The sequence below is a fragment of the Neochlamydia sp. TUME1 genome (assembly GCF_000813645.1).
Classification (GTDB): domain Bacteria; phylum Chlamydiota; class Chlamydiia; order Chlamydiales; family Parachlamydiaceae; genus Neochlamydia.
The window spans coordinates 17698-39777 of sequence record NZ_JRXI01000201.1 but is presented as its reverse complement, the minus strand read 5'-3'; the positions used below and the strand labels follow the sequence as shown (position 1 = coordinate 39777).

General features: G+C 37.1%; 10 protein-coding genes. 6 read left to right on the top strand and 4 right to left on the bottom strand.

Annotation, left to right across the window (positions count from 1 at the left end; all coding sequences use genetic code 11):
* Nucleotides 1-2102: 2102 nt before the first annotated feature.
* Nucleotides 2103-3899, bottom strand: coding sequence for an MFS transporter (locus DB41_RS09390; RefSeq protein ID WP_052244085.1), 1797 nt, complete (start codon nucleotides 3897-3899; stop codon nucleotides 2103-2105).
* Nucleotides 3900-4685: 786 nt separating this feature from the next.
* On the opposite strand from DB41_RS09390, the gene DB41_RS09380 reads away from it, so the two are divergent.
* From DB41_RS09380 to recD, 4 genes are all read left to right on the top strand, one after another.
* Nucleotides 4686-8108, top strand: coding sequence for an exodeoxyribonuclease V subunit gamma (locus DB41_RS09380; RefSeq protein ID WP_039386574.1), 3423 nt, complete (start codon nucleotides 4686-4688; stop codon nucleotides 8106-8108).
* 162 nt (nucleotides 8109-8270) lie between these two features.
* Entirely contained in the window at nucleotides 8271-9092 is an 822-nt protein-coding gene (locus DB41_RS09375) for a hypothetical protein (RefSeq protein WP_039386571.1), read from the top strand.
* A gap of 1160 nt (nucleotides 9093-10252) precedes the next feature.
* Nucleotides 10253-13759 carry a UvrD-helicase domain-containing protein gene (locus DB41_RS09365; RefSeq protein WP_039386566.1) on the top strand — a complete coding sequence of 1169 codons (3507 nt, stop codon included), beginning with the start codon at nucleotides 10253-10255 and terminating at the stop codon, nucleotides 13757-13759.
* A 57-nt stretch (nucleotides 13760-13816) separates the two neighbouring features.
* A complete protein-coding gene (gene recD / locus DB41_RS09360) occupies nucleotides 13817-15565 on the top strand; it encodes an exodeoxyribonuclease V subunit alpha (protein WP_052244084.1) in 1749 nt (582 codons plus the stop codon).
* A gap of 445 nt (nucleotides 15566-16010) precedes the next feature.
* Here the strand turns inward: recD and DB41_RS09355 are convergent, their stop codons facing one another.
* From DB41_RS09355 to DB41_RS09345, 3 genes are all read right to left on the bottom strand, one after another.
* Complete coding sequence (locus DB41_RS09355) at nucleotides 16011-16400, bottom strand: hypothetical protein (RefSeq protein ID WP_155117657.1); 390 nt, start codon at nucleotides 16398-16400, stop codon at nucleotides 16011-16013.
* A gap of 77 nt (nucleotides 16401-16477) precedes the next feature.
* Nucleotides 16478-17647 (bottom strand): glycosyltransferase, encoded by a 1170-nt coding sequence (locus tag DB41_RS09350; RefSeq protein WP_052244083.1) that lies wholly within the window; start codon nucleotides 17645-17647, stop codon nucleotides 16478-16480.
* A gap of 987 nt (nucleotides 17648-18634) precedes the next feature.
* Nucleotides 18635-18994: a hypothetical protein gene (locus DB41_RS09345; RefSeq protein ID WP_039386563.1), complete on the bottom strand. Its 360-nt coding sequence runs from the start codon at nucleotides 18992-18994 to the stop codon at nucleotides 18635-18637.
* Nucleotides 18995-19305: 311 nt separating this feature from the next.
* Here DB41_RS09345 and DB41_RS09340 point away from each other — a divergent pair, with 311 nt between their 5' ends.
* Together DB41_RS09340 and rdgB are read left to right on the top strand one after the other, a co-directional pair.
* Nucleotides 19306-21471, top strand: coding sequence for a GreA/GreB family elongation factor (locus DB41_RS09340; protein ID WP_039386562.1), 2166 nt, complete (start codon nucleotides 19306-19308; stop codon nucleotides 21469-21471).
* On the top strand, nucleotides 21472-22080 hold the full coding sequence (rdgB, locus tag DB41_RS09335; protein WP_039386561.1) for an RdgB/HAM1 family non-canonical purine NTP pyrophosphatase: 609 nt from the start codon (nucleotides 21472-21474) through the stop codon (nucleotides 22078-22080).

The following is a 22080-nucleotide window of genomic DNA, read 5'->3' as shown; positions in this document are numbered from 1 at the left end:
AAAGCCTTTGCAGTTGAGACAACCGCCCGATTTCTACAGGAAGGCTGGCGAGCTGGTTTTGATTTAATTCAAGCGTGTACAGCCGAGACAACCGCCCGATTTCTGCAGGCAGAGCGGTGAGCTGGTTTTGATTTAAGTAAAGCCTTTGCAGTTGAGACAATTGCCCGATTTCTGCAGGAAGGCTGGCGAGCTGGTTTTGATTTAATTCAAGCTCTTGCAGCCGAGACAACCGCCCGATTTCTGCAGGAAGGCTGGTGAGCTGGTTTTGATTTAAGTCAGGCCTGTGCAGCCGAGACAGCTGCCCTATCTCTGTAGGAAGGTTGGTGAGTTGGTTTTGATTTAAGTAAAGCCATTCCAGCTCAGACAGCTGTCCGATTTCTTCAGGCAGACTGGCAAGCTGGTTTTGATTCAATCCAAGCCCTTGCAGCTGCGACAATTGCCCGATTTCTTTAGGCAGACTGGTGAGCTGGTTTTGATTTAAGTAAAGCACCCGCAGCTGAGACAGCTGCCCTATCTCTGCAGGAGGGCTGGCGAGCTGGTTTCGATTTAAGTCAAGGTCTTGCAGCTGAGACAATTGCCCGATTTCTTCAGGCAGACTGGTAAGCTGGTTTTGGCTTAAATTAAGCCATTGCAGCTGAGACAATTGCCCAATTTCTGCAGGAAGGCTGGTGAGCTGGTTTTGGTTTGAGTAAAGCCCTTGCAGATTAGACAGTTGCCCTGTTACTGCAGGCAGGCTGGTGAGCTGGTTTTGGTTTAAGTAAAGCCCTTGCAGATGAGACAATTGCCCGATTTCTGCAGGAAGGCTGGTGAGCTGGTTTTGATTTAAGTAAAGACATTGCAGCTGAGGCAATTGCCCGATTTCTGCACGCAGAGCGGTGAGCTGGTTTTGGTTTAAGTAAAGCCCTTGCAGATGAGACAATTGCCCGATTTCTGCAGGAAGGCTGGTGAGCTGGTTTTGGCTTAAATCAAGCTCTTGCAGCTTAGATAACTGGCATATTTCTGGGGGTAAATAAGTCAAGCCTAATCTAGATAAATCTAGAGCCGTGGTATTTTTACAATTTTCTTCAATCCAATCTCTAAGAAGCTCCCCTTGTTTTTCTAAAGGTAAATACTTGATTTTTTCTTGACTTAAGTATTCCGCTCCACCACGCAGTGTTTTCCACATTAGCAGGCGATTAATATTTATAAGATAAGAGGAATAATTAGCTAGCGTATAATATCTCTTTTCCTGGGTTTTCCATTTAAATTCTAACTCTACGGGAGCAAGAGATTTAGATAGAGCAAAGGCTTGTCTAAAGATTGCCTTGACTTTTTCTATTTCTGAAGGTCTATTTTCTAGCTTAGAAATTTTATCTACAATAAGAGCCTGCTCCTTAACATTTCCTTGAGGAACATGCACTTTACCTATTTGCTTATAAAGAGAAGGCATCACTTCAGAAGCCAGCAGATGATGCCATCTTTTACAGACGCTAAATAAGGGAGGAGCTACGCAAGCCTCTAAGATAGGGAACAGCAATTCATTGGGCAAGCTTTCAATAGAGACTGAAGAGATAGGATGCATTTTATCTCCTTGGGTAGTGACGACTTTTCAGCATTTTTATTTTAAGAGGCAATATAAAAAAATTAAAAAAGCAAGTCAAACGAATTCGTATCCTTATCACCAGGGGTGGGTACCAGCTAACCGCCGATTCAGCCTCTTTGCTCCAGCAAAAAAAAATAATCCCTTATTCCCAGAACCATTTTTTTTAACATCGCCAGCCTCAAACATGATGTAAAAAATGCAACCGACTTACAATCTAGCTAGGAGGTTTTTATCAAAATTATTTGACAAATACTTTACCTAGCAATTTTCTCAAGTAATCAAGCGTATAAGTAGCATTTCGTCTAGCTTCTGCCGCACTTCGCTCTGGATTAAAAGCTCTTATTATGTTAGAAGCTATTAATTAGAGCATAAAATGCTTTAAATCATGCCGAACTACCTAAAATTTGAATTTAAAATGTGAAAAAGAATGATTAATATTGCATCGAATAAAACTTAAAAAGATAGAATTTTTGCATAATCTTGCAAAAAACTGTCTAAAGAACGCTGCCGCCAAAATATTTTAGTCTGTAACTAAACAGAGTTCATCTTCAAAATCCTCAGGTATGGGCTGTTCCCCTGGTATTTTAGTATTAAAAGCGATGGAAGCAGGAACACGAAACTTTTTCATCAGCGAGACAAACCAACGGGCCTTTTTGTCTTTCATCCCTTTAGAAATAATGACGGGAACAATAGAATAATAGGTTTCATCTAAAATTTTTCTAAAGCTATAAGAATGCTTTAACTTCTCGATCTCTTCTTCAATGGCTTCATTTTCTACAAAAATGCATACTGAGATTCCCTTGTCCAGCGTCTTTTTTATTGCCATTAAGCATGCTGTATTTCTCTCTAAAGGCTCTATATCAGGGATAAAAACGACTCGTAATAAACGATAAAGCCGGCGCATAAACTTACTGCTATGCCCTTGTTCTTGCTCAATAAAGAAACGTAATCTCCTGCGCTGTGCGCCTAGCATCAGCAAAGTGTCATTCCAGGCGGTATGAGAACAAACATAAATGGTAGGAGTCTCGGGAATGTTTTTTAGACCATAATAATTTACTTGGAAATGTAAACGTGAAAGAATCATCCCAATAAAGCGAGCTAAGTAATCAAAGTACTGATAGCCAATTAGCACCGTAATAAATAAGGTAATGGTTCCAATAATGCTAAAGCTTTTATCAGGACTATATTTTAACATTTCTTCTGTCAAATATAACATAATTGAAGCACACAGCACGCCTATATAGCTTAAAAAGTTGGTGGCTGCCACAATCTGTCCTCTATTTTTCTTAGGGCTGGCAACTTGCACATAAGAATCTAAAGGTATCTCATAGATTCCCCCAAAAAAACCTACTAGAATCACTAGACCCATAACCATCATTAGATTGTGAGAGAACAAGTCAATCATAAAACAACAAATAGCTACTCCTAAGGCTGCAATAGGAACTAGCCCTAGTTCCACCATTTTACCAGATATTTTTCCAGCCACTACTGATCCCGTTCCAATTCCTAAAGCTGTTAAAAGGAATAGATAGCCGCCTTGAATATCAGTCAGATGAAGAGATTGGGTGGCAAAGGGGATCATGTTAAGTTGAACAAAAGCGCCTAAGAATAGAAAAAAAGCCGAGCCGCATACTGCCATTAATAAGGAAGGATGCAAACTAGCAAGCTTTAAGTTGCTATAAATGTCATATAGGAATCGAGCATCGTATTTCTTCAAAGAGCCTGCCGGAGGAGTATACTCAATACAAAAACTCGAAATAACCCCTACTAAAGCAATAACCGTGCAAAATATAGCCGCTACAATGAAATTTCTTCCCGTAATATCTACCAGAAAAGAGGCAAAAAACGTACCTGATATAATAGCCAAAAAAGTAAAAGAAGCCATCAACCCATTGGATTTAGAAATCTTATCATGAGGGACTAATTCCGGTAAAATTCCATATTTGGAGGGACCGAATAAAGCAGTTTGAGCAGCCATCAGAAAAAGAATAAGATAAGATCCCCAGCGGCTTTCATACCAAAAAGCTAAGATACCTAGCGTCATAACCATTAATTCTAAAATTTTAGTGAAGGCGATAATATTTCTCTTACTACAACGATCAGCTAATACGCCTGAAAAGGCAGAAAATAGCAGGAAGGGCAGTACAAATATAGCTCCTGTTAAAGCTAAAATCTTATGTCCATTTTCAATCCCTTCTTGATCAATTAAAAAGTAAACAATCAATAATTTATAGATATTATCATTAAGTGCCCCCAAAAATTGAGTGACATTTAAGTAGGTAAATGAAGAATATTTGCGAATAAGGGAAGTTAACATATTAAACTTATATATTATTTAACAATTTTTACAGTATGAGCAGTGCACTCTTAAGACTCAAGCAAAAAATAGGATTGGGATTATAAGGGATGAAAGGAAAAAGTTTCTAGACTTGGACTTTCAAGGCGAAAATTCTTTAGGCGTGCTATCTACTCTATAGGGTATGCGGTGTAAGAAGATTCCTTTTTAGCGTATGCTTTCTTAAGGGTAGGAGCACAAAAGAGAAAAACAAAGGAGCTTTCTGCAGCTACAAAGCTTGAAGATAAAGTAGCTTTTCTTCTGAACCATATATTCCCCCCCCCTTTTTTTAATCAACCTCACCACCTCAAATTTTTGGTCTGTCCCTTTATCCTTTAAAAACACAAGTAACCTTAATGAATAGAATCTTTCTTTATAGTTTAGATATTTGTAGGGTCGATATCTTCTTAAAAGACTTGATGGAAGAGCTATTTGGCAATAAAGGATAGGCAACATTAGGACGCGCCTATATGCTTTAAAAGACGATTGGCTATCCGCACGCTAGCTTTTTTCTTAAGAATAGAGTCTTACTAAGATTGCAATTACCTAAACAGCTGCTTAAAAGCGCATAACTTTTAACTTAATGACTAAATAGGCAATTTTTAGCTTCCATACTCAATCTCTAGCTATATTCTAAAACCTAACTTGATTCTTTTTTTCTCTGAAGCAAGGGCTTAAGCAATATATTTTCTTCACAATTTTGTTTTTTGCTATTACAGTGTTTACTTAACGACTAGATAGTTTAAGCTGTTGGTAGAGTAAACACTTATGATTAAAACTTTTTATAGCAATCGTATTGAAATTCTTTATGACCATCTTAAACAAGGCCTCTTTGGCAGCTCTTCTCCCTTTGCGCGACGCCTTATTATCGTTCCTACACTAGCGATTAAATCTTGGCTGATTTTGCAATTAGCTAAAGATCCGGAGTTAGAAATTGCTGCTGGCCTAGAAATCATCTATCTAGAAGAGGCCTTAAAAAAGCTTCCCGATTTTTTTTCTCCGCAAAAAAATTCTTTCTATTATCCCAATGAATTGGAATTAACTTTAGCAATTGAAGCTCATATCCACAAAATGGCTCTTACTTGGAATACTCTTTCTCCCGCTCAGCAAAGAAATTGGTCTCCTTTATTCGATTACTTGAAAGTTAATGTTAGCTCTGACCCATCTCTTCTTTTCTCTAAGCGCAGTGCAAAACGGTTAGCCCTACTGGCAGAAACTGTAGCTCAGCTTTTTAGGGACTATGGAAAATATGGGAAAGCGATGGTCGATGAATGGAACTCTGATGAACAAGGATGGCAACAAGCTCTCTGGCGTTCCCTCTTTTCCTCCCCGGACAATAACTGGAGTTGTGTTTATAACGAGCCTATTCTAGCTAACGATTTCTTCATTGAATTTCAAGTTCATCTTTTTTCTATTAGCTTTATGGCTAATAGTGATTATTTACTCTTTGAAAAAATAGCCGAACAATATTCTGTTAATTACTATTTGTTATCCCCCTGCTCTATCTTCTGGAGCGATATTTTATCTGAAAAAGAAGCAAAAAAATTACAACAATTTTGGAAAAAGCAAAAGGTTCTTTCCTCTGAGCAGCAAGAGCTAGAAAGCTATTTACGCGATAAAAATGTTTTGTTAGCCAATTGGGGTAAGCTAGGGCGTAAAATGTCTGAATTACTAGAACAAAAGGATCAGGAAACTTATGCTCAGTATGCTCTACCTCATTGTCTACAGAAAGAGGAGATTTATTCTGAACACCTTGATGACACTTTAATCTGGGAAGCAGCTAAGCATGCCCCATGTCTTTTAGATTACATTCAAGCGGATTTGCTGTTCATGCGTAATCCAGATAATGCAGAAAAAATCCTTATCTCTGACGATACTTCTATTCAACTTCATTGCGCTCCCACAAGGCAACGAGAAATACAAATTCTTTATAATAATCTTTTAGAACTTATTAAAAAAGAGGGGGATATTGAGGCCTCTGATATTATCGTGATGGCCCCTGATATCACTGTCTATGCTCCTTATATTCGACAAATTTTCGGCACCCAGAATCCTCAATTAGATTACCAACTACTCGACATGCATGCACTTGCTGAAGATTCGCTTACTAAACAGTTTTGGCATCTGCTTAACCTTCCTTCAGGCCGCTGGGATGCTGAAGACATCTTATATTTATTCAATTTCTCGACCTTTCAAAGAAAACACCAAATCTCTGCTGAGGAAGTTTTGCAAATACGCACCTGGCTGGAAGATGTAGGTATCCATTGGGGGGGAGATGCACTTCATCGTAATGAACTTCTTCGCCAAAGGCATTGTCAAAATATGGTTGATGACACCCTTAAAGGAACTTGGGAAGGAGGTTTTGCTAGCTTGCTCTTAGGCTTAGCTATGGATCAGCTGCCTAAAGATTCTACAGCTTTAATTCGCCCTAATCATGTGGAAACTAGCCAAGCAATTTTGCTAGGAAAATGGATCGCTCTCATGAGAGCTTTAAAAAAAGACTTAAAAAGCTTGGTCGATGGTACAAAAAAAAGTTACCAGGAGTGGATTCTAGAGTTACAACGTCTTACTTATACCTATCTTGCGGACAAAGACGCAGAAGAGGAAGAAAACCAAGATTTATTTAATCAATTGGATGCCTTCACTAAAGCAGCCTGTTGGCTTCCTAATCATAAAGTCTGCTTTGATGCTTTAAAAAAGCATTTAGAAACTTACCTAAATCACCGGCATTTTACTTTTCAAGAAAATCATCTGCAAACTGTTAAATTTTGTTCGATGTTACCTATGCGTTCTTTACCTGCTAAAGTTATTGCTTTAGTAGGCATGAATGAAAGCGTGTTTCCACGTAATGAAAATAGCTCTTCTTTAAATTTAATGAAAGAAAACAAGTCTTGCGACTACTGCCCTACCCGTAATGATTATGACCGTTATCTATTTTTAGAAGCGCTTTTATCAGCCAGAAACTACTTTATTTTAAGTTATACGCATTACACAGGAAACGAGGGAAAAGATCAGGCCCCTTCTCTTGTAGTGACCGAACTTCTCCATTATATAGATCAAGCTTTTGTGCATGAAAAAGGTAAAGTCTCGCCTACACTTACTTATGCTCATCCTTACCGCTCCTTTGATTACCAATACTTCTCTGCAGAAAAACGCCTTCCCAACTACTCTTATTATGATTATCAATTAGCCTCAAGCTATTATCTTGCTGACAAAAAAGGCCGTCATCAGTTTCTTCACGATTTTACTCCGCAAGTGAAAGTAGAGCTTAATTTTCCTGAAATTGTTTTAGAAATACGTCATCTCAAAAACGCTCTCCAAAACCCTATTAAAAGCTTTCTTAACAAAAACTTGGGAATGTTTTTAAGAGAGGAAGATCATGGTTTGCAAACAGAAGAATTTTTTGTGATCAATCATTTGCAAATGTTAGATTTTAAAAAAGCCTCTTTAAAAAACAGTGTGAATGAGGCGATCATCCATGCGGAAAGACAAGGAAAATTTCCCTTAGGCCTTTTCAAGCAGGTAGCCCTTTCTTATATTCACAGTACCATCGCTAAATACCACGAAACTCTTTCTAAGCTTAATGTGGATGTTAGCAAAATTTTTGAGATAACCTTGCATGAACGCTATCATTTTCCTGTGCAGGACGAGAAAGGATGGAAACTTCCTCCTCTAGAAATTTACTATAAAGATCGAGTACGTATAAAAATTGTAGGGAGTTTGAGTGAAGTCTCTGAGCAAGGGTTAATTGCCAACATTAGCGGTAATAAGAATGATATCCTCAAACCCTGGGGGGAATTTGTTATCCTTAGCTGTCTTATTGATCATTATTCCCTTCCTTTGGAAAAACAGCTATTATGCTCAAAAAGCGGAAAAATAAAAAAAGCTTATTCTCAAGAGGCTTTTTCAGAGCTAGAACATATTTTGGAATATTACTTTGAAAGTCTACACAACGTATCCCCTCTCACTCAAGAATGGCTATACGATTTAGTATTTCATGATCAGCAGGTAGTCCAAGCCTCTATGCATCAATCTTTAAATGATAGCTTTAACCCTATCTATAATAAATATCTTCAATGGGTTTGCCGCCCACAATCCTTAAATGCAGCTAATATGATTGAAAACTGGCAGACAAAAGCACGTTCTCTATTCTCTAAGCCTTATCAAGAATGGATTTCCCAAGAAGAATAAAAAATAGAAGGGGCTCTAAAAAAACTTATTTAAAATTATTGATAGGGTTACAATTTGTTTTAACAGCTTGCTCTTTAATATCCCTCAAAAGCCTATAAGGTACCAAAAAAATATCTCCTAGAAGACCCTACTATCTGAAATTTAATAAACATACATCTTTGTATGAATACTCATTCATTAAGTCCTACTTTTTCTCACCTTCCTAATTTCCTAAGTATAGGATCTTCAAGGGAGAGCCAATTAAAGGAGACTACAACCTATCACTCAAAAATTAACGCTACCGTTCAACAAAGCCTAAAGCCTTTAAAGCTTACAAATTCTTCCCTTTCTTCTTTATCTATGAAAATTTCCGACAGCCCTTTAGCGACCGCCTTATTGTCTAAGCTCCAAGAAATTAATCTCTTGCAACAGCGCTATTACCTATCCTCAAAAAATACGTGGAACAATATTCCCTGCTTTTCTAGCTTCATTATGCCTCTTTTAAATGCCAAAAATCTTTTAATTCGACCTGCTACTCCTTCCGAGGCAAAAGATTATTATTTCACTGCACCTACCATCCGTACCCATCAAATGATTGTAATAACTTCGGGATCGGATACGACAACATTATTGGGTGCCATTGAATATTGGCATAATTCTGAAACCCACAAGTGCGGAATCAATACCCTAAAAATTCATAAACTTACAAAGGAAAGCTATCTAATAAAAAAGCTACTTTTTTTGTATATCATTTTTGCTGCGAAAGAGCATAGATGTCAGGAAGTTTTTATATGTTTTGAAGACGAAGGGGAAGCGCATTTATACATGCCTTATGGATTTCTTCCCGATGATTGTGAAGATGAGGAGAAAGAAGAGTGGAAAAGCTTATCTTTAGAAAAGCAAAGTGAGAAGATAATGACAGAAGAAGGAGGACATTGCTGTTTAAAGTTAACTGAAGAAAATATGGTTTTAATTAAAGAAAAATTAGACGAATTACTGGAATAGAAACAGCTAAAGCATTTAATTAAAAATTATAGTTTACAAAATTTTCTTCTTTAATTTTAGGTTCTAGTTCTCAACTTAAAAAACTCCTTTTACCTCTTTTTTTTGCCTAAAAGAGACAAAAAATACTAAATCTATTGTTAGCACTATTTATATGCTTTTGCTCCACTCCTCATGCAATCGCTTGCTCTATAAGTAGGTCTCCACGATTAAAGAGACAGCTTTTAAAGGATTGGGTAATAGACTTAGCTTTTTTAAAGCATATCATTATATTTTTTAAACTTCATTAATCCAGGTATCTTGCTGCTCTGAAAAGAGACATCAAAGGCAATGAAATACTACGGTTTAAAGGGAGTAGGTCTCTGTAATCTAAAAAAGAGATGACCCCTTTGGGGAGCTGCATTCTTTTTAAAGATAGATTTTCATTAAGGATAAAATTAGATAAAGTGCTGCTCAAAAGCATATAAGAGGACATCTTAAAATCTTTCTTATAATTTATCAATCCGGCTAAAGATCTGCTTAATCATTGATAGATAGATCGAGTTCTCCCTTATAGAGATTAAGCTACAGGCTTTAAAATTTCTTTAATAACATGCACAAGGATAAGGGTAAAACACGGCTTTTAAGATATCCTCTTAAATCAAGTTGTCTTGTCTCCAACATTTATATTTTTTGAGGCGAAGTCATACGCTTTAAAAAAACTTAGTTTGCATACCCACCCCTCTGAAAGATGTCTCTCTGCTTAACGAAAGGGATTTTATAAAGTATGGGGATACATAAAGAGTAGTTCAAAAGCGTATAATAAGCTTTTAAGCTAATCTTTATACAATCGCCTCCTATATAAAAGCCTGTTCTTAAGTAGAAAGATAGCTTTCAGAGGGTTATGTATGGCTAACATCTAAGAGAGATTTGAAAAAAGAGGCTGATATGCTAGGAAAGGAGAAGATTAAAACTTGAAGATACTCAAAAGAATGAACATTATGGAAAATTAAAATATTCCTACAATTTAGAAAACACCAAGAAAAAAATAAAAAAACCTTCACTTAACTCCTCTAAAGCAAATCTTTTAGATCCAATTAAACCTCTTATTTTGCTATGCTTCATTTTTTCTAGTTTATTAGTTTTCGCCTCCATCTCAAAAAAGGATCTTTGCATTTAAGAGTATGAAGAGTTTTGATGTCCTTCATAGAAGTTTAAATTTACGCCAGCATTATTTACTTGAAGCCTCGGCAGGTACGGGTAAAACCTTTTCCATCGAAAATATTGTAATACGCTTGTTAATTGAAGAAGATGCTGGGGTACAAGAGCCTTCTCTTCTTGAACAAATTCTAGTGGTTACATTCACACGAGCAGCTACTCGTGAGCTAAAAACTAGAATTAGAAATAAGCTAGAAGATTCCTTATCCCTTCTTCAGAAATTCTCTAAGGATGAAGCTTGTGATTATTTACAGGCTATCATGGAACAAGGAGATGCCCAAGTTGAAAAAGCTAAGCGGCGCTTAGAACATGCACTGGCCACTTTTGATCAAGCTCAAATTTATACAATCCATGGTTTTTGCCTGCGCATGCTGACTAACTTTTTATTTGAAAGTGACTTTAGCATGCATAAAGGCTCCTTTGAACAAAGATCTTTAACAAAACAAGAACTTCTTCAACTCATTCGTGATTTCTTCCGTACAGAGATACGACCTCATATTTTTAGCCCTGTACAATTACAGATTGTGCTGCAAGCCCATGGCAATCGCCTAGAAAAAGTTCAAGAAGCCTTACTAAAATATTTGACGAAGGATTGCGAGGTAGCAGCTACTTCTGATTTCTCCTCAGACGTGGAAAAGTTTTGCACCATCATGCGAACTTTAAAAAAAGAAAGAGGCTGGCTACCTGAGAAGATGCAAGAAGACGTTGAACGCCAAATAAGTTTTTATAAAAGCATTAGAAACAAGAGTACAAGCTCTATCCATGCTTTTATTGAGCTATTTAGGAAAGATAGCTGGAATGCTGATGATTTTGATCTCTTACTTAAAGAGGGGCTATTTATTTGCGAATTTTTTGCCCCCACTAACCTTAATAAAAAGAAATCCAATAGCCTCCCTAAAAATTCTTCATTGAATTACCCTGAGCTAGTTCCAATTCTTACTCAATCGCTCTATCCCCTGATACAGCAAGCGAAAAGCTATGAATTTATATTTGCCCGCCTAGTTTTCTACTGCCGCTTATTAATGCACAAATATCTCTCCGAAGAAGAAAAACATCAGGAAAATGATTTACTTAAGCATATGCTTAAGGCCATCCATTCCCCCTCCTTTGCAGGTAAAGTACGCTCCCTTTATCAAGCTGCCATTATCGATGAATTTCAAGATACCGATCCGGTGCAATGGCAAATCTTTAACACATTATTTTTAGAAACTTCTACCTGCAAAATTTATTTAGTCGGTGACCCTAAACAATCTATTTATGCTTTTAGGCAAGCAGACATCTATACTTACCTTTCTGCCGGAAAATCCTTAGGCCTTGCAAATCGAGCCTCTTTAGATACTAACTATCGTTCTCAACCCTCGCTAGTACAAGCTTTGAATACTCTATTTAAAGCATGCCCAGGATTATTTTCTTTACCTTCCCTAGCGGAAAACGCCTACTTGGATTATTCTGAAGTCAAATTTTCCCCTCACATAAAGGAAAGAAAATTTTCAGATGGACAGGGTAGCATTCATTTCTTTCAAGCCCCCGTTGTTTCTAAGTCAACACAAAGATTTCCCTCTGAAGAGTGTGAAGAAAAGTTTTTCTTTCCTTTTATAGCGCAAGAAATCACACGTCTCCACAATTCAGACGGCTTTAAATTCAACCAATTTGCCATTTTAATTAAAGATAGATTTCAAGGTCAGCGCTTAGCCTATTATTTTGATCGTCATCATATTCCCTATCATTTGCAAAAGCAAACCTCATTGACAGAATCCATTGCTTGGGAGAGCCTTAGAGAATTATTAGTAGGGATATTAAATCCAAGAAATGAAAACTGCGTTAAAATTGCCTTAGGAGGCCCCATATTAGGATGGAATTATAATGAAATTAAAAAATTAGAAGATCCAATTTTTTTAGAGCGTATCTTAGCTGAATTTTATGCATTTAAACGCCATTTATCTCAAGAAGGTTTTCCTATTTTTTTTCAGCGCATTATGCAATCTATAGGGCCTATGGATAGCTTAAGCGTAGCTGAAAGACTTATGAAAAGAGAAGGCGGAGATATATTTTATGATGAGCTTACTCAAATTGCCTACCTACTAATGGAGTATCAAAATGAGCATCCCGCAAGCCCCGAGCATCTGATTGCTTTCTTAGATGAATATAAAAACATGGGGGTAGAAGATGAAGAACGCCTTAAAAAAGTTACTGATCCCAGCCGTGAAGCTGTCTCTATTTTAACCACGCATAGTAGCAAAGGTTTAGAATATGATATCGTCTTTGCTTATGGGCTGGTGGGTCGCACACAAGCAAGAGATCGCCTGATTCCTCAAAAGGAGGGAACCTCTCATTACCTAGTCCCTTGCTTAGAAAAACATTCTGCTTCCTATGTTAAATATTGTGAGGAGATGGATGCAGAAAAGATGCGTCAGCTGTATGTAGCTATGACGCGGGCCAAATACCGCTTGTATATACCTGTAGCTGTGAGCGATAAGCCCACCGAAATAGAGTGTGGGGGGGCCTCTCCTATGGATATCTTCTTAGCACGCTTAAGACAAGAAAATTGCAGTTATCAAGAGCTTTACAACCGGATTAAAGAGGGTGATAGCTATCGGTTACAAAACTTTATCCAAGCTTATCCAGAGGCCCACATTACCTATTCTCTATTAAAGGAAACATTTGATGAAGTAGCGCCTCTAAAAAATCAAAACATTCCTCCTCTTGTGGCTCCTCCTCCTGTAGAGATTCCAGGGGAAAAAAACTTTATTCAATCTTTTACCTCCCTTACACGTTACAAAAAGGCTCTAGCAAGCAGAGATCCTTACTCTTTAGAGCCCGCTAACGCGGTGCCTCATAATTTTCAAGCTCCTTGCAAGAATGCACACACCCTTCCCTCTGGAAATATAACAGGAAAACTACTACATAAGATTTTAGAAATTATTCCTTTTTCGGTAGTAAATAAAATTGCTTCTGCTAACGATTTAAAAAGCTGGATTCATCCATTAATTCAAGAGACTGAGTTTCATTCTTGGGAAAAAGTACTTTGCGAAATCACCTATGAGGCTTTGCAAATAAAAATCAGCGAGAATTTTTGTCTTAAAGATATACACCCTTCCTTGCTTTACCGTGAGACAGAATTTCTTTATCCGAGTGCAAAAGAAATGTTGGTAGAAGAGCTTCAATGGCATAAAGGTTTTTTTAAAGGAGTTATTGATCTCATATTTTTTCATAATCATCATTATTACATTCTGGATTGGAAAAGTAACTGGCTAGGTCCTAACATTGAAGCCTATGACTTTGAAAAGATGAAAGCAGCTATGGAACAGCATGATTACTATTTTCAAGCCCATATTTATTGCGAAGCTGTAAAGCGTTACTTAAAACTAGTAGACAAGCGACCTTTTGAAGAAATTTTTGGGGGATGTTTTTACATCTTTTTACGCGGACTTAATGCAAGTACAGGAAAACCTACAGGCATCTTAAAAATTTGATCTTAAGAGCGGTTAGATGAGGAAATAAAACTTTTTCCCTTATTTTAGATAAAAACCATGCAACCTTTACAAAACATCAATTTAATAGATAAGCTTAAGAATAATCAAGCACTTCCCTTGGTAGATTTCGCTTTAGCAGATTATTTAATTAAAAGCTATAATGCCTCCGTAGATACTCTGCCGCTCCTTCTTCATCTCTCTCAATCGACTCGAGCAGGTCATTTATGTATAAAAGTTTCTGATGATGAAGTTTTACCTAAACCTCAAGATGTATGGGAAGTTCAAGAGCAGAATCATTTCTCCGCAGAAGAATGGCAAGAATTAGAACGATTAATTAGCCGCAGTACCCACCATATCCCTCCTTCTTTACTCCACCTTATTACAGAAACAGAAGATATAGTTCCTCCTACTCCTTTATGTCGCTTAAATGATCTTTTCTATTTTCAAAAATATTGGTTATACGAACATTGTTGCTTACGAGAATTTCATCGCCTTTTAGAGCAAAAAGCTTCTCTTGAGCTTGATAAAGCACTTTTCCAAGCTAACCTTGCTCACCTTTTATCTACTAACAACTTACTTCCTGAACAAGCCCAAGCTATTGCTCAACTAGAAAACCAATCATTAACGATTATTTGCGGCGGACCTGGAACCGGTAAAACTTATACGGCGGGTTTACTTATTAAGGTGTTTTGGAATAGCCTGAATAATACTCAAAAAGATAATTGCCGTATTGCTTTAGCTGCCCCTACAGGAAAAGCTGCCGCGCAGCTACAGAAAAGCTTAAGTAAAGCAGTTAGTGATCTGGAAGGTTTCTCTCCTATCAATGCTACCACTATTCATTCTTTACTCGGCCTTAAATCAAAAAGCCTATCTTCTACCGCCCCTCTCATTAATGCTGATTTATTAGTGATTGATGAATCTTCTATGATTGATATTCGTTTGATGTCTTTACTTTTTCAAGCACTTAAGCCCGGTGCTCGCCTTATCATGCTTGGAGATCCTTATCAATTGCCCCCTATAGAAGCAGGTTCTTTTTTTGCTGACATGACCTGCCTTTGTAAACCTCATCAATTCATTGAACTAAAAAAATGCCTACGCTCAGAGTTAGAAGAGATCATTGACTTAGCCGAGGAGATCAAAAAAGGAGAAAGCCAGGCAGCTTTACAACGCTTACAATCTTCAAAAAAAGCTCTACACTTTGTAAGATTAAGCAAAGATCTGCCAGCTTTTTCTATTCAGCAGCAGCTATGGTTAAAGGTAGAGCCTTATTTATCATGGGAAGAATCAAATATTTCCGAATTATCAATGAACCATTTCCGTATTCTTTCCCCTCTTCGAAAAGGACCCTTAGGGGTAGATCAGCTGAATGCTTTTTTCTACCAAGAAATTTTAAAGAAGACTAAAGTTCATCAACGCATGATTATTCCTATAATCATTACCACTAATGATTCTACAAGAGATCTATATAATGGAGATGTAGGCTTTCTTATCAGACAAAAACCTCACCAACTCGAAGGCCATGTGCAAGCAGGGGACTATGCCCTATTTGCTGATAAAAAAATACCTGCCCTTCTATTACCCAGTTATGAATATGCTTATTGCTTATCTGTACATAAGAGCCAAGGTAGTGAATTCAATCATTTGATTTTATTGCTTCCCGAAGGTAGTGAGCATTTTGGTCGAGAGCTCATCTATACAGCCATTACCCGTGCACGCCAACAAATTGAAATCTGGAGCCAGACAGACACTTTTGAAAAAGCATTAAATAAATCCACCTCCAGGCTCTCAAGATGCTCTAAAAAATGAAGAAAAGTTGTTAAAAGCTTAAATATTTCAAAAACTTAAAATTTAATTAGAATAGCACCTAAATTTTTTCTTCTATCGTTTTGGCTCCTCTGCAAGACCCGCCAAGCTTTTCTCGAAAAAAAGTTATTTTGATCAATAGGCCAAGCCTTAATTTAAGTGAGCCTATCTAGCACTTTTATTTGCAACTTAAGCTGTTTACTCTTTAATAAGCAACGGCTTAAAAAGCCACCCTTCTCTCCTTTTGCTATTACATACAAGGCCTCTTCCTTTTATTAAAAAGAGGCCTTGTATGCAATAAGTAAGCTTCCTAGTCGACCTATAGGGTAACTTAAAAAGTTAAATCCCTTATGAGCGCTAAATAAAAAATCAAAGTTTTAAGCCTTCCTTTTTTCCATTTAACTTAGCTAAAAAATAGCTTTGCAACCCTAACGATTTCTCTAATTTTTCAACAATAAAAGGTAAATTTAAATTTGTTTTTTTTAGATTGCAAGGGGGTAATAATTAGTTGTTGGGCTTGAGCATCTATTTCCATCAAGAGGCTACGCTGATTGTTAAATAAATGAGATAGCAAATGCTCAAGCTCCCTACAATGTTCGGATTGCTTATAGTATTTTTCAGGGATAGCAAGCATTGCTTGACCGCTCTCTTTAAGATTTAAATGCAAAGGCAGTTCAATCGTTCTACCACTTAATAGAGTCATACAAATGATAGAGTCGGAGCCAAAATGTCTTAAGACAACTTCATCTAACGGTATATTTAAACTCGAGGTAAGCGTTCCTTCATAATCTACTGGCAAGTCAGCCGATTCAGAAAAAGACTGTAATTTAGAAGCCATATACTCCTCCTTTGTGTTAAAGTTAAAAGGAAATTCCCTATTGCTTTTTCTTGACAATAGCAAATTTTCAAATCCTATCAGATTTTTAACATACATCCTTCGACCCTTGGGAAAAGGTCTTTTTCAAACTCCCGAATGCGGGCATCCCAGGTATGGTAATTCATTACAATTTCTCTACCGTTTTCTACCACCTGCTGACGGTGACCTTCATCAGCTAAATAGTCTACGATCATTTGATTAAGATTGAGTAAACGATGGTATTGATAAAAGGCGATATCTACATCATGGGAAAAGAAAGTTTTTAAATAATTATTTTCATTGGTAATGACAAGAGCTCCTGCCGCCAGAGCAGTAAAAATACGCTCATGAGCTCCAAATTTATTTTTGATACTGCTATTGAGTACGATTTTACTTTGTTTCATAATTTCGATACTTTTTTCATAGATGACAGAATCATGAGTAATGATATTGCTTTGGTTTTTAAAGTAACTTTTCCAATTTACTTTGTCAACACTATGGCCGAATACATGCACAGGCACTGTCTGAATAGCTTTAAGGATATCTATTCGCTCTTTTCCTTTAATATATAGTTCCACATCTTTTAATAGGCTGATGATATCTACCTCCGCAGTACGTAACTCAGGATGTTTGGAGTACGCCCACTGAACCTTTCCCAATGTGGCTTCAATAAAAGCTAGCTGGGGATCCAGAAAAGTTTGCTCTACCGCTTCATGCATAGCCTCGCAGACCTGTGAAGGGTATTTAAGGCGCCATTGCTCTCGTCGTGCTTCATAATCGATGAAAGTGGCAAGCATTGTTACCTCAAAGATTTTTTCAACCGCCGGATCGGTGGCTAGATCTGCTTCTACGGCATGAGGCACAAAGAGCGTCTGATGAAAATTGGTATTTTTAAAGGCGGTCACACTAGAATAATCATCACATCCTATAATTACATAGGGAGAAGAAATTTCGCTTAAAAAATGATAAAAAGGGTCTACAATTAAACTAAGATAAGGCTTTTTGAGGATATCACTATAAGGGATTTGATCATGACGGGGTACTCCATTAAATCCTATGACTAAGTCGGGCGGATCTAAAAGCATGATTTTTAAAGCTTCTGTAGCATCCTCAAAAAACCTAGCTTCATAACCAGCTCTTATCCAGGCCTCATACAGCTTTTTTGTAAAATGATGAAGCACCCTATATTGGCTGCCATAAGGTGTTATTAAATCAACTTTTTTGACCATAAGCCCTGCTTTGCTAGATTGTCCCTCAAATTTTCTGAAATCAAGTAAGTGATAACTTTAATGAACCCTTAGACTACTAGTTCCCAGTAGACTTAAACTTGGCAGTTTCGCTGCTTAGCTTTTCTACCCTCTGCCCTGTTCGTAAGAGAGGAACGCCCAAATAATTCATTTGCTCATTACCCCTCGTTCGATTTTTCTTAAGCGATAAAAAGCTAGATTAAAAGTCTTTTATAAATTTCCTCTTTCCACCCAGCCTAGCTATTAAAAAAATTTACTCTATCTCATAATTGGGAGCCTTTTTAAAGGCTACATGATGCTAAGCCCTTAGCTACTTTTTCCATAAGTTTATCAAGCTAGCCTCTCTAATGGAGGGTTTTATAGTAGTTCGGACAATAACCGCCTGTACCTTGCCTTTCCTATCCCCTTCTAGCCGATCAATAGTTTGAGAATAATTCCATAAACTTAACAGCTAGGAGTACGCTACTTCCGGTTGATCCACGATTTGCATAAAATGCTTGTACGCTAAGAACTTTCTGCTCAAGAGCTGCTGTTATATCAACTGCTTTATTCATAGCATTGCAGATAGATTGTAGCTATTTTAAAAGCCCTTAAGGTCGGCAAAAACCTTCTAGCTCCTGCAAGAAGAAAGCCTGGCGACAGCAAAAGAATGCTTACAGCTGTTAGTAATTTTTAATTTAAATAAGAATTATTTTATGTTCGCTAGCTTTCCTTATTCTTTTTAGCTAAGTTCTATCTTTAGCTATCAAGCAGGAAGGTATGCCAGCAATAAACTTGCTAAGTGATTCCAGCGATCTCCCAACAATTTTAAGGAAAAGATGGGAGATAAGAGGACTAAAACCTTACATAGGAATCCAATTCTTACGTGCTGCTAGGGTTTTTGCTTTTCTCTCTTTGGCTATTTCGCTCGCTTTTAGCATATGCCCTGTTTGAAAAGTTTTAGCTTTTTTAGCATAAATTTTTAAAACGTCATTCACCTTTTTCTCGAGCTGATCTCTTTGCGCCTGAATTTTTTTGCCACATTTCTGGGGAGAAATTACTAGGATTATCTAGATAATTCCTAACTTGATGGGTTGAAAGTCCTGCATTTCCATACATTTCATGCATTTTAGATTGAATATCTTCCTGCATTCTATACATTTTATTTAGCATTTCATTAATTTCAGCATCACCATGCAGCTGTAAAATTTCATCCGTTTTAAGAAAATTCACTTCTTCAGCAGGGATTACCTCTTTTTTTTCAGGCCCAGATTCATGGCTTTTTGATACCAAGCTTGTGGCAGAATTTTTAACTGCTTCAAAAATATTTTTAGCTTTTTTGTCATTCATAGAGACGCTTTCCTAATAAAAGAGATAAAAAGAAGGTATATTTCCTTAATATCAAAAAATTTTTTAGACGTAAACAAGACTATAAATAATTGAGGGCTCGATTATAAAAAGATAAAATCAAATTATTGAAAATAAGAAGGTTAAGATAGATGAAAGTTTGCTTATTCTCTTCTTTAAAGCTTGCAGAATTTCAATCCAAGCTATTTGGGAAATCTCCCTTTACACTATACCTTTTAGAAGCTATACTGCTTTAATACAATCTTTAAAAAATAAATTTTTTAACACTTTTAACTAATAAGGGGCTATCTACCATGGGTTATCTGGAGGAATTTCAGGCACTGATTAATCATCGAAACTTTGCCAAGTTCTTACAACTTTGGGAAGAATATTGCACCTGCGATATTGTAGAGGTAGAGGAGTTAGATTATTTGTTAAAATTAATCAAAACCTCAGATTTTGCCGCTTCTTTCGGAAAAGTCGTTGAAACAGCCCTACCTCTCTGGGAAAAAATTGAGGAACCTGTAGGAAAATATCAGATTATCAAGCTTCTTATCGATTTGCAAACAACCCATACGCCCCGCTTAGCAGAGATTGCTCTAGAGCAAATCAATCAGCGCTATCAAAACGATCCTTTGCTAAATGAAAGATTAAAATTAGTGGGGCTACGTACTAAGGAAAATTTTCAATCAGCTCTTTCCAATTATGATTTAATTGCTCATATGGCTAAGGGTAAGTTTGTATTCCATACAGGTGGATGGGGGACGGGAGAAATTGTAGACATTTCGGCTCTTAGAGAACAGGTAACGATAGAGTTTGAAAATGTGACGGGTCGTAAATATCTTACCTATGCTAATGCTTTCAAAACCTTGATTCCTTTAGAGGATAATAAATTTCTTGCCCGCCGTTTTTCTAATCCAGATAAACTTGAACAAGAGGCCAAAGAAAATGCGGTAGAGGTAATCAAACTTCTGCTCCGGGATTTGGGACCCAAAAATGCGGCAGAAATAAAAGAAGAGCTTTGCGAATTGGTGATTCCTGAAAATGAATGGGCCAAATGGTGGCAGGCAACCCGTAATAAAATAAAAAAAGATCCCCTGATAGAAAGTCCCTCTCAACTTAAAGAACCGTTCCGTCTAAGAAAAGCCGAGCTTACTGCTGATGAAAGAATGGCCAAAGCGTTGCAAAATATTAGCAGCATTAATGAATTTATCCAGTCTTCTTATAATTTTGTCCGTGACCTGCCCAATGCGCGTAAGAATCAAGAAACTAAAAACACATTAAAAGATAAGCTATTAAATCTTTTATCTGATCCCACGATAACTCCCGAACAAGAATTACAGATTTATGTATTCCTAGAAAGCATGTTTGCCCATCAAGTAGAGGGAAAAACAGCAGAAAGCTTAATTAAAATTTTCAAAGATGTACCCCAAGTTATCAATAGCATTGAAATTCAAGCCTTAAGAAAACGTGTGTTAGGCCTTGTTAAAGATTTTCGCCCGGATTGGCCAGAAATATTCTTACAAGTATTATTTTCCAATCAGCAAAGCCCTATCAGGGATTATATTCTCAAAGAGCTCAATCAAAGTGAAAACAAAGAGTTACTAAAAGAAAAAATTTTCCACATGCTTAATCATCCCTTTGAGTCGCCTGAAACATTTGTATGGTATTTCCAAAAGCTAGCTAATAAGGAAGATACCACGCTTCCCTTCCATGATAAAGAAGGCTTGAATCAATTTTTCGAAGCCTTCCTTGTTCTTTTAAGCCATCTAGAGAGTAAAGTAGAATATCGCGATTTAGTTAAGAAAATTTATAATATGATAATTAATAAGCGATATGCCTTAGTTCGCTTTATTCTGGAGGGCACTTCCCTTGAGTTCATCAAAGAATTCCTTCTTTTGGTGTCAAAATGTCAAACTTTTACCGACCATGATAACAAAATTTTACGTTCGTTAGCTGAAGTGGTGCATCCTACCCTAGCAGAAGCTAAACATAAGAAAAAACATGGGGATGATAATGTCATTTGGACTACAGAAGAGGGGTACATGCGTACCCAGGAAAGAATCAGACAAATTGGTACCGTAGAGATGGTAGAAAATGCCCGTGAAGTAGAAGCAGCTAGAGCTTTAGGAGATTTAAGAGAAAACTCTGAGTATAAATTTGCCGTTGAAAGAAGAGCACGTTTGCAAGGTGAGCTTAAAGTTCTATCAGACCAGCTTAAGCTTGCTCGCATCATTACTAAAGACGATATCCTTCAAAGCGAAGTGGGTATAGGAAGCGTAGTTGAAGTCGTCGATAGTGCCGGAAATCAAACAGTTTATAAAATTTTAGGTCCCTGGGATGCCAATCCTGAAGAGCATATTCTTTCTTTTCAGTCAAAATATGCCCAAGCTATGCTAGGCTGCAAGGAAGGTGAGGCTTTTAAATTTAGAGACGAAAATTATTCTATCGCAAAAATTAGTAGTTTTTTAGGAGATTAAATGGAGCTTATTCTCGCCACTCAGAATGTCCATAAAATTCGTGAATTGCGAGACATGTTAAAATCCTTTAAGGAAGTGGCGCACTTAGATATTTTATCCCTTCTTAATTTTCCAGACTATGAAGCCCTTCCGGAAGAAGGATTATCTTTTAAAGAAAATGTTGAAAGAAAAGCCTTGCATGCTGCTAAAAAACTAGGTAAATGGGTATTAGCAGATGACTCGGGGCTAGTGATACCTGCTTTAAAAGGGGCACCAGGAATCTATTCGGCCCGCTATTCAGGCTTAGAGGCCACCGATGGCGAAAATCGCCAAAAACTTTTAGCCGAAATGCACGGATTAGAAGATATTGAACGAACAGGTTACTTTGAATGCTGGCTTTCCTTAGCTTCTGCCGAGGGGATAAAAAAAAGTGTGCATGCCACCTGTGAAGGGCTCATTATCAATCAAGAGCGTGGACGTCATGGCTTTGGTTATGATCCTCTTTTTATTAAACATGATTATGACAAAACTTTTGCTGAGCTTGATGAACAGACCAAAAATAGGATTTCTCATCGCCGCAAGGCCATTGAAAAATTAATCCCTTCTCTTGAAATGCTCAGAGATTGCTGA

What these genes read in the sequence shown, in the direction of transcription:
- DB41_RS09345 (WP_039386563.1), bottom strand. Translation starts at nt 18,994, where the DNA reads ATGAATGACAAAAAAGCTAAAAATATTTTTGAAGCAGTTAAAAATTCT.
- DB41_RS09390 (WP_052244085.1), bottom strand. Translation starts at nt 3,899, where the DNA reads ATGTTAACTTCCCTTATTCGCAAATATTCTTCATTTACCTACTTAAAT.
- DB41_RS09355 (WP_155117657.1), bottom strand. Translation starts at nt 16,400, where the DNA reads ATGGCTTCTAAATTACAGTCTTTTTCTGAATCGGCTGACTTGCCAGTA.
- DB41_RS09375 (WP_039386571.1), top strand. Translation starts at nt 8,271, where the DNA reads ATGAATACTCATTCATTAAGTCCTACTTTTTCTCACCTTCCTAATTTC.
- DB41_RS09365 (WP_039386566.1), top strand. Translation starts at nt 10,253, where the DNA reads ATGAAGAGTTTTGATGTCCTTCATAGAAGTTTAAATTTACGCCAGCAT.
- DB41_RS09380 (WP_039386574.1), top strand. Translation starts at nt 4,686, where the DNA reads ATGATTAAAACTTTTTATAGCAATCGTATTGAAATTCTTTATGACCAT.
- DB41_RS09340 (WP_039386562.1), top strand. Translation starts at nt 19,306, where the DNA reads ATGGGTTATCTGGAGGAATTTCAGGCACTGATTAATCATCGAAACTTT.
- recD (WP_052244084.1), top strand. Translation starts at nt 13,817, where the DNA reads ATGCAACCTTTACAAAACATCAATTTAATAGATAAGCTTAAGAATAAT.
- rdgB (WP_039386561.1), top strand. Translation starts at nt 21,472, where the DNA reads ATGGAGCTTATTCTCGCCACTCAGAATGTCCATAAAATTCGTGAATTG.
- DB41_RS09350 (WP_052244083.1), bottom strand. Translation starts at nt 17,647, where the DNA reads ATGGTCAAAAAAGTTGATTTAATAACACCTTATGGCAGCCAATATAGG.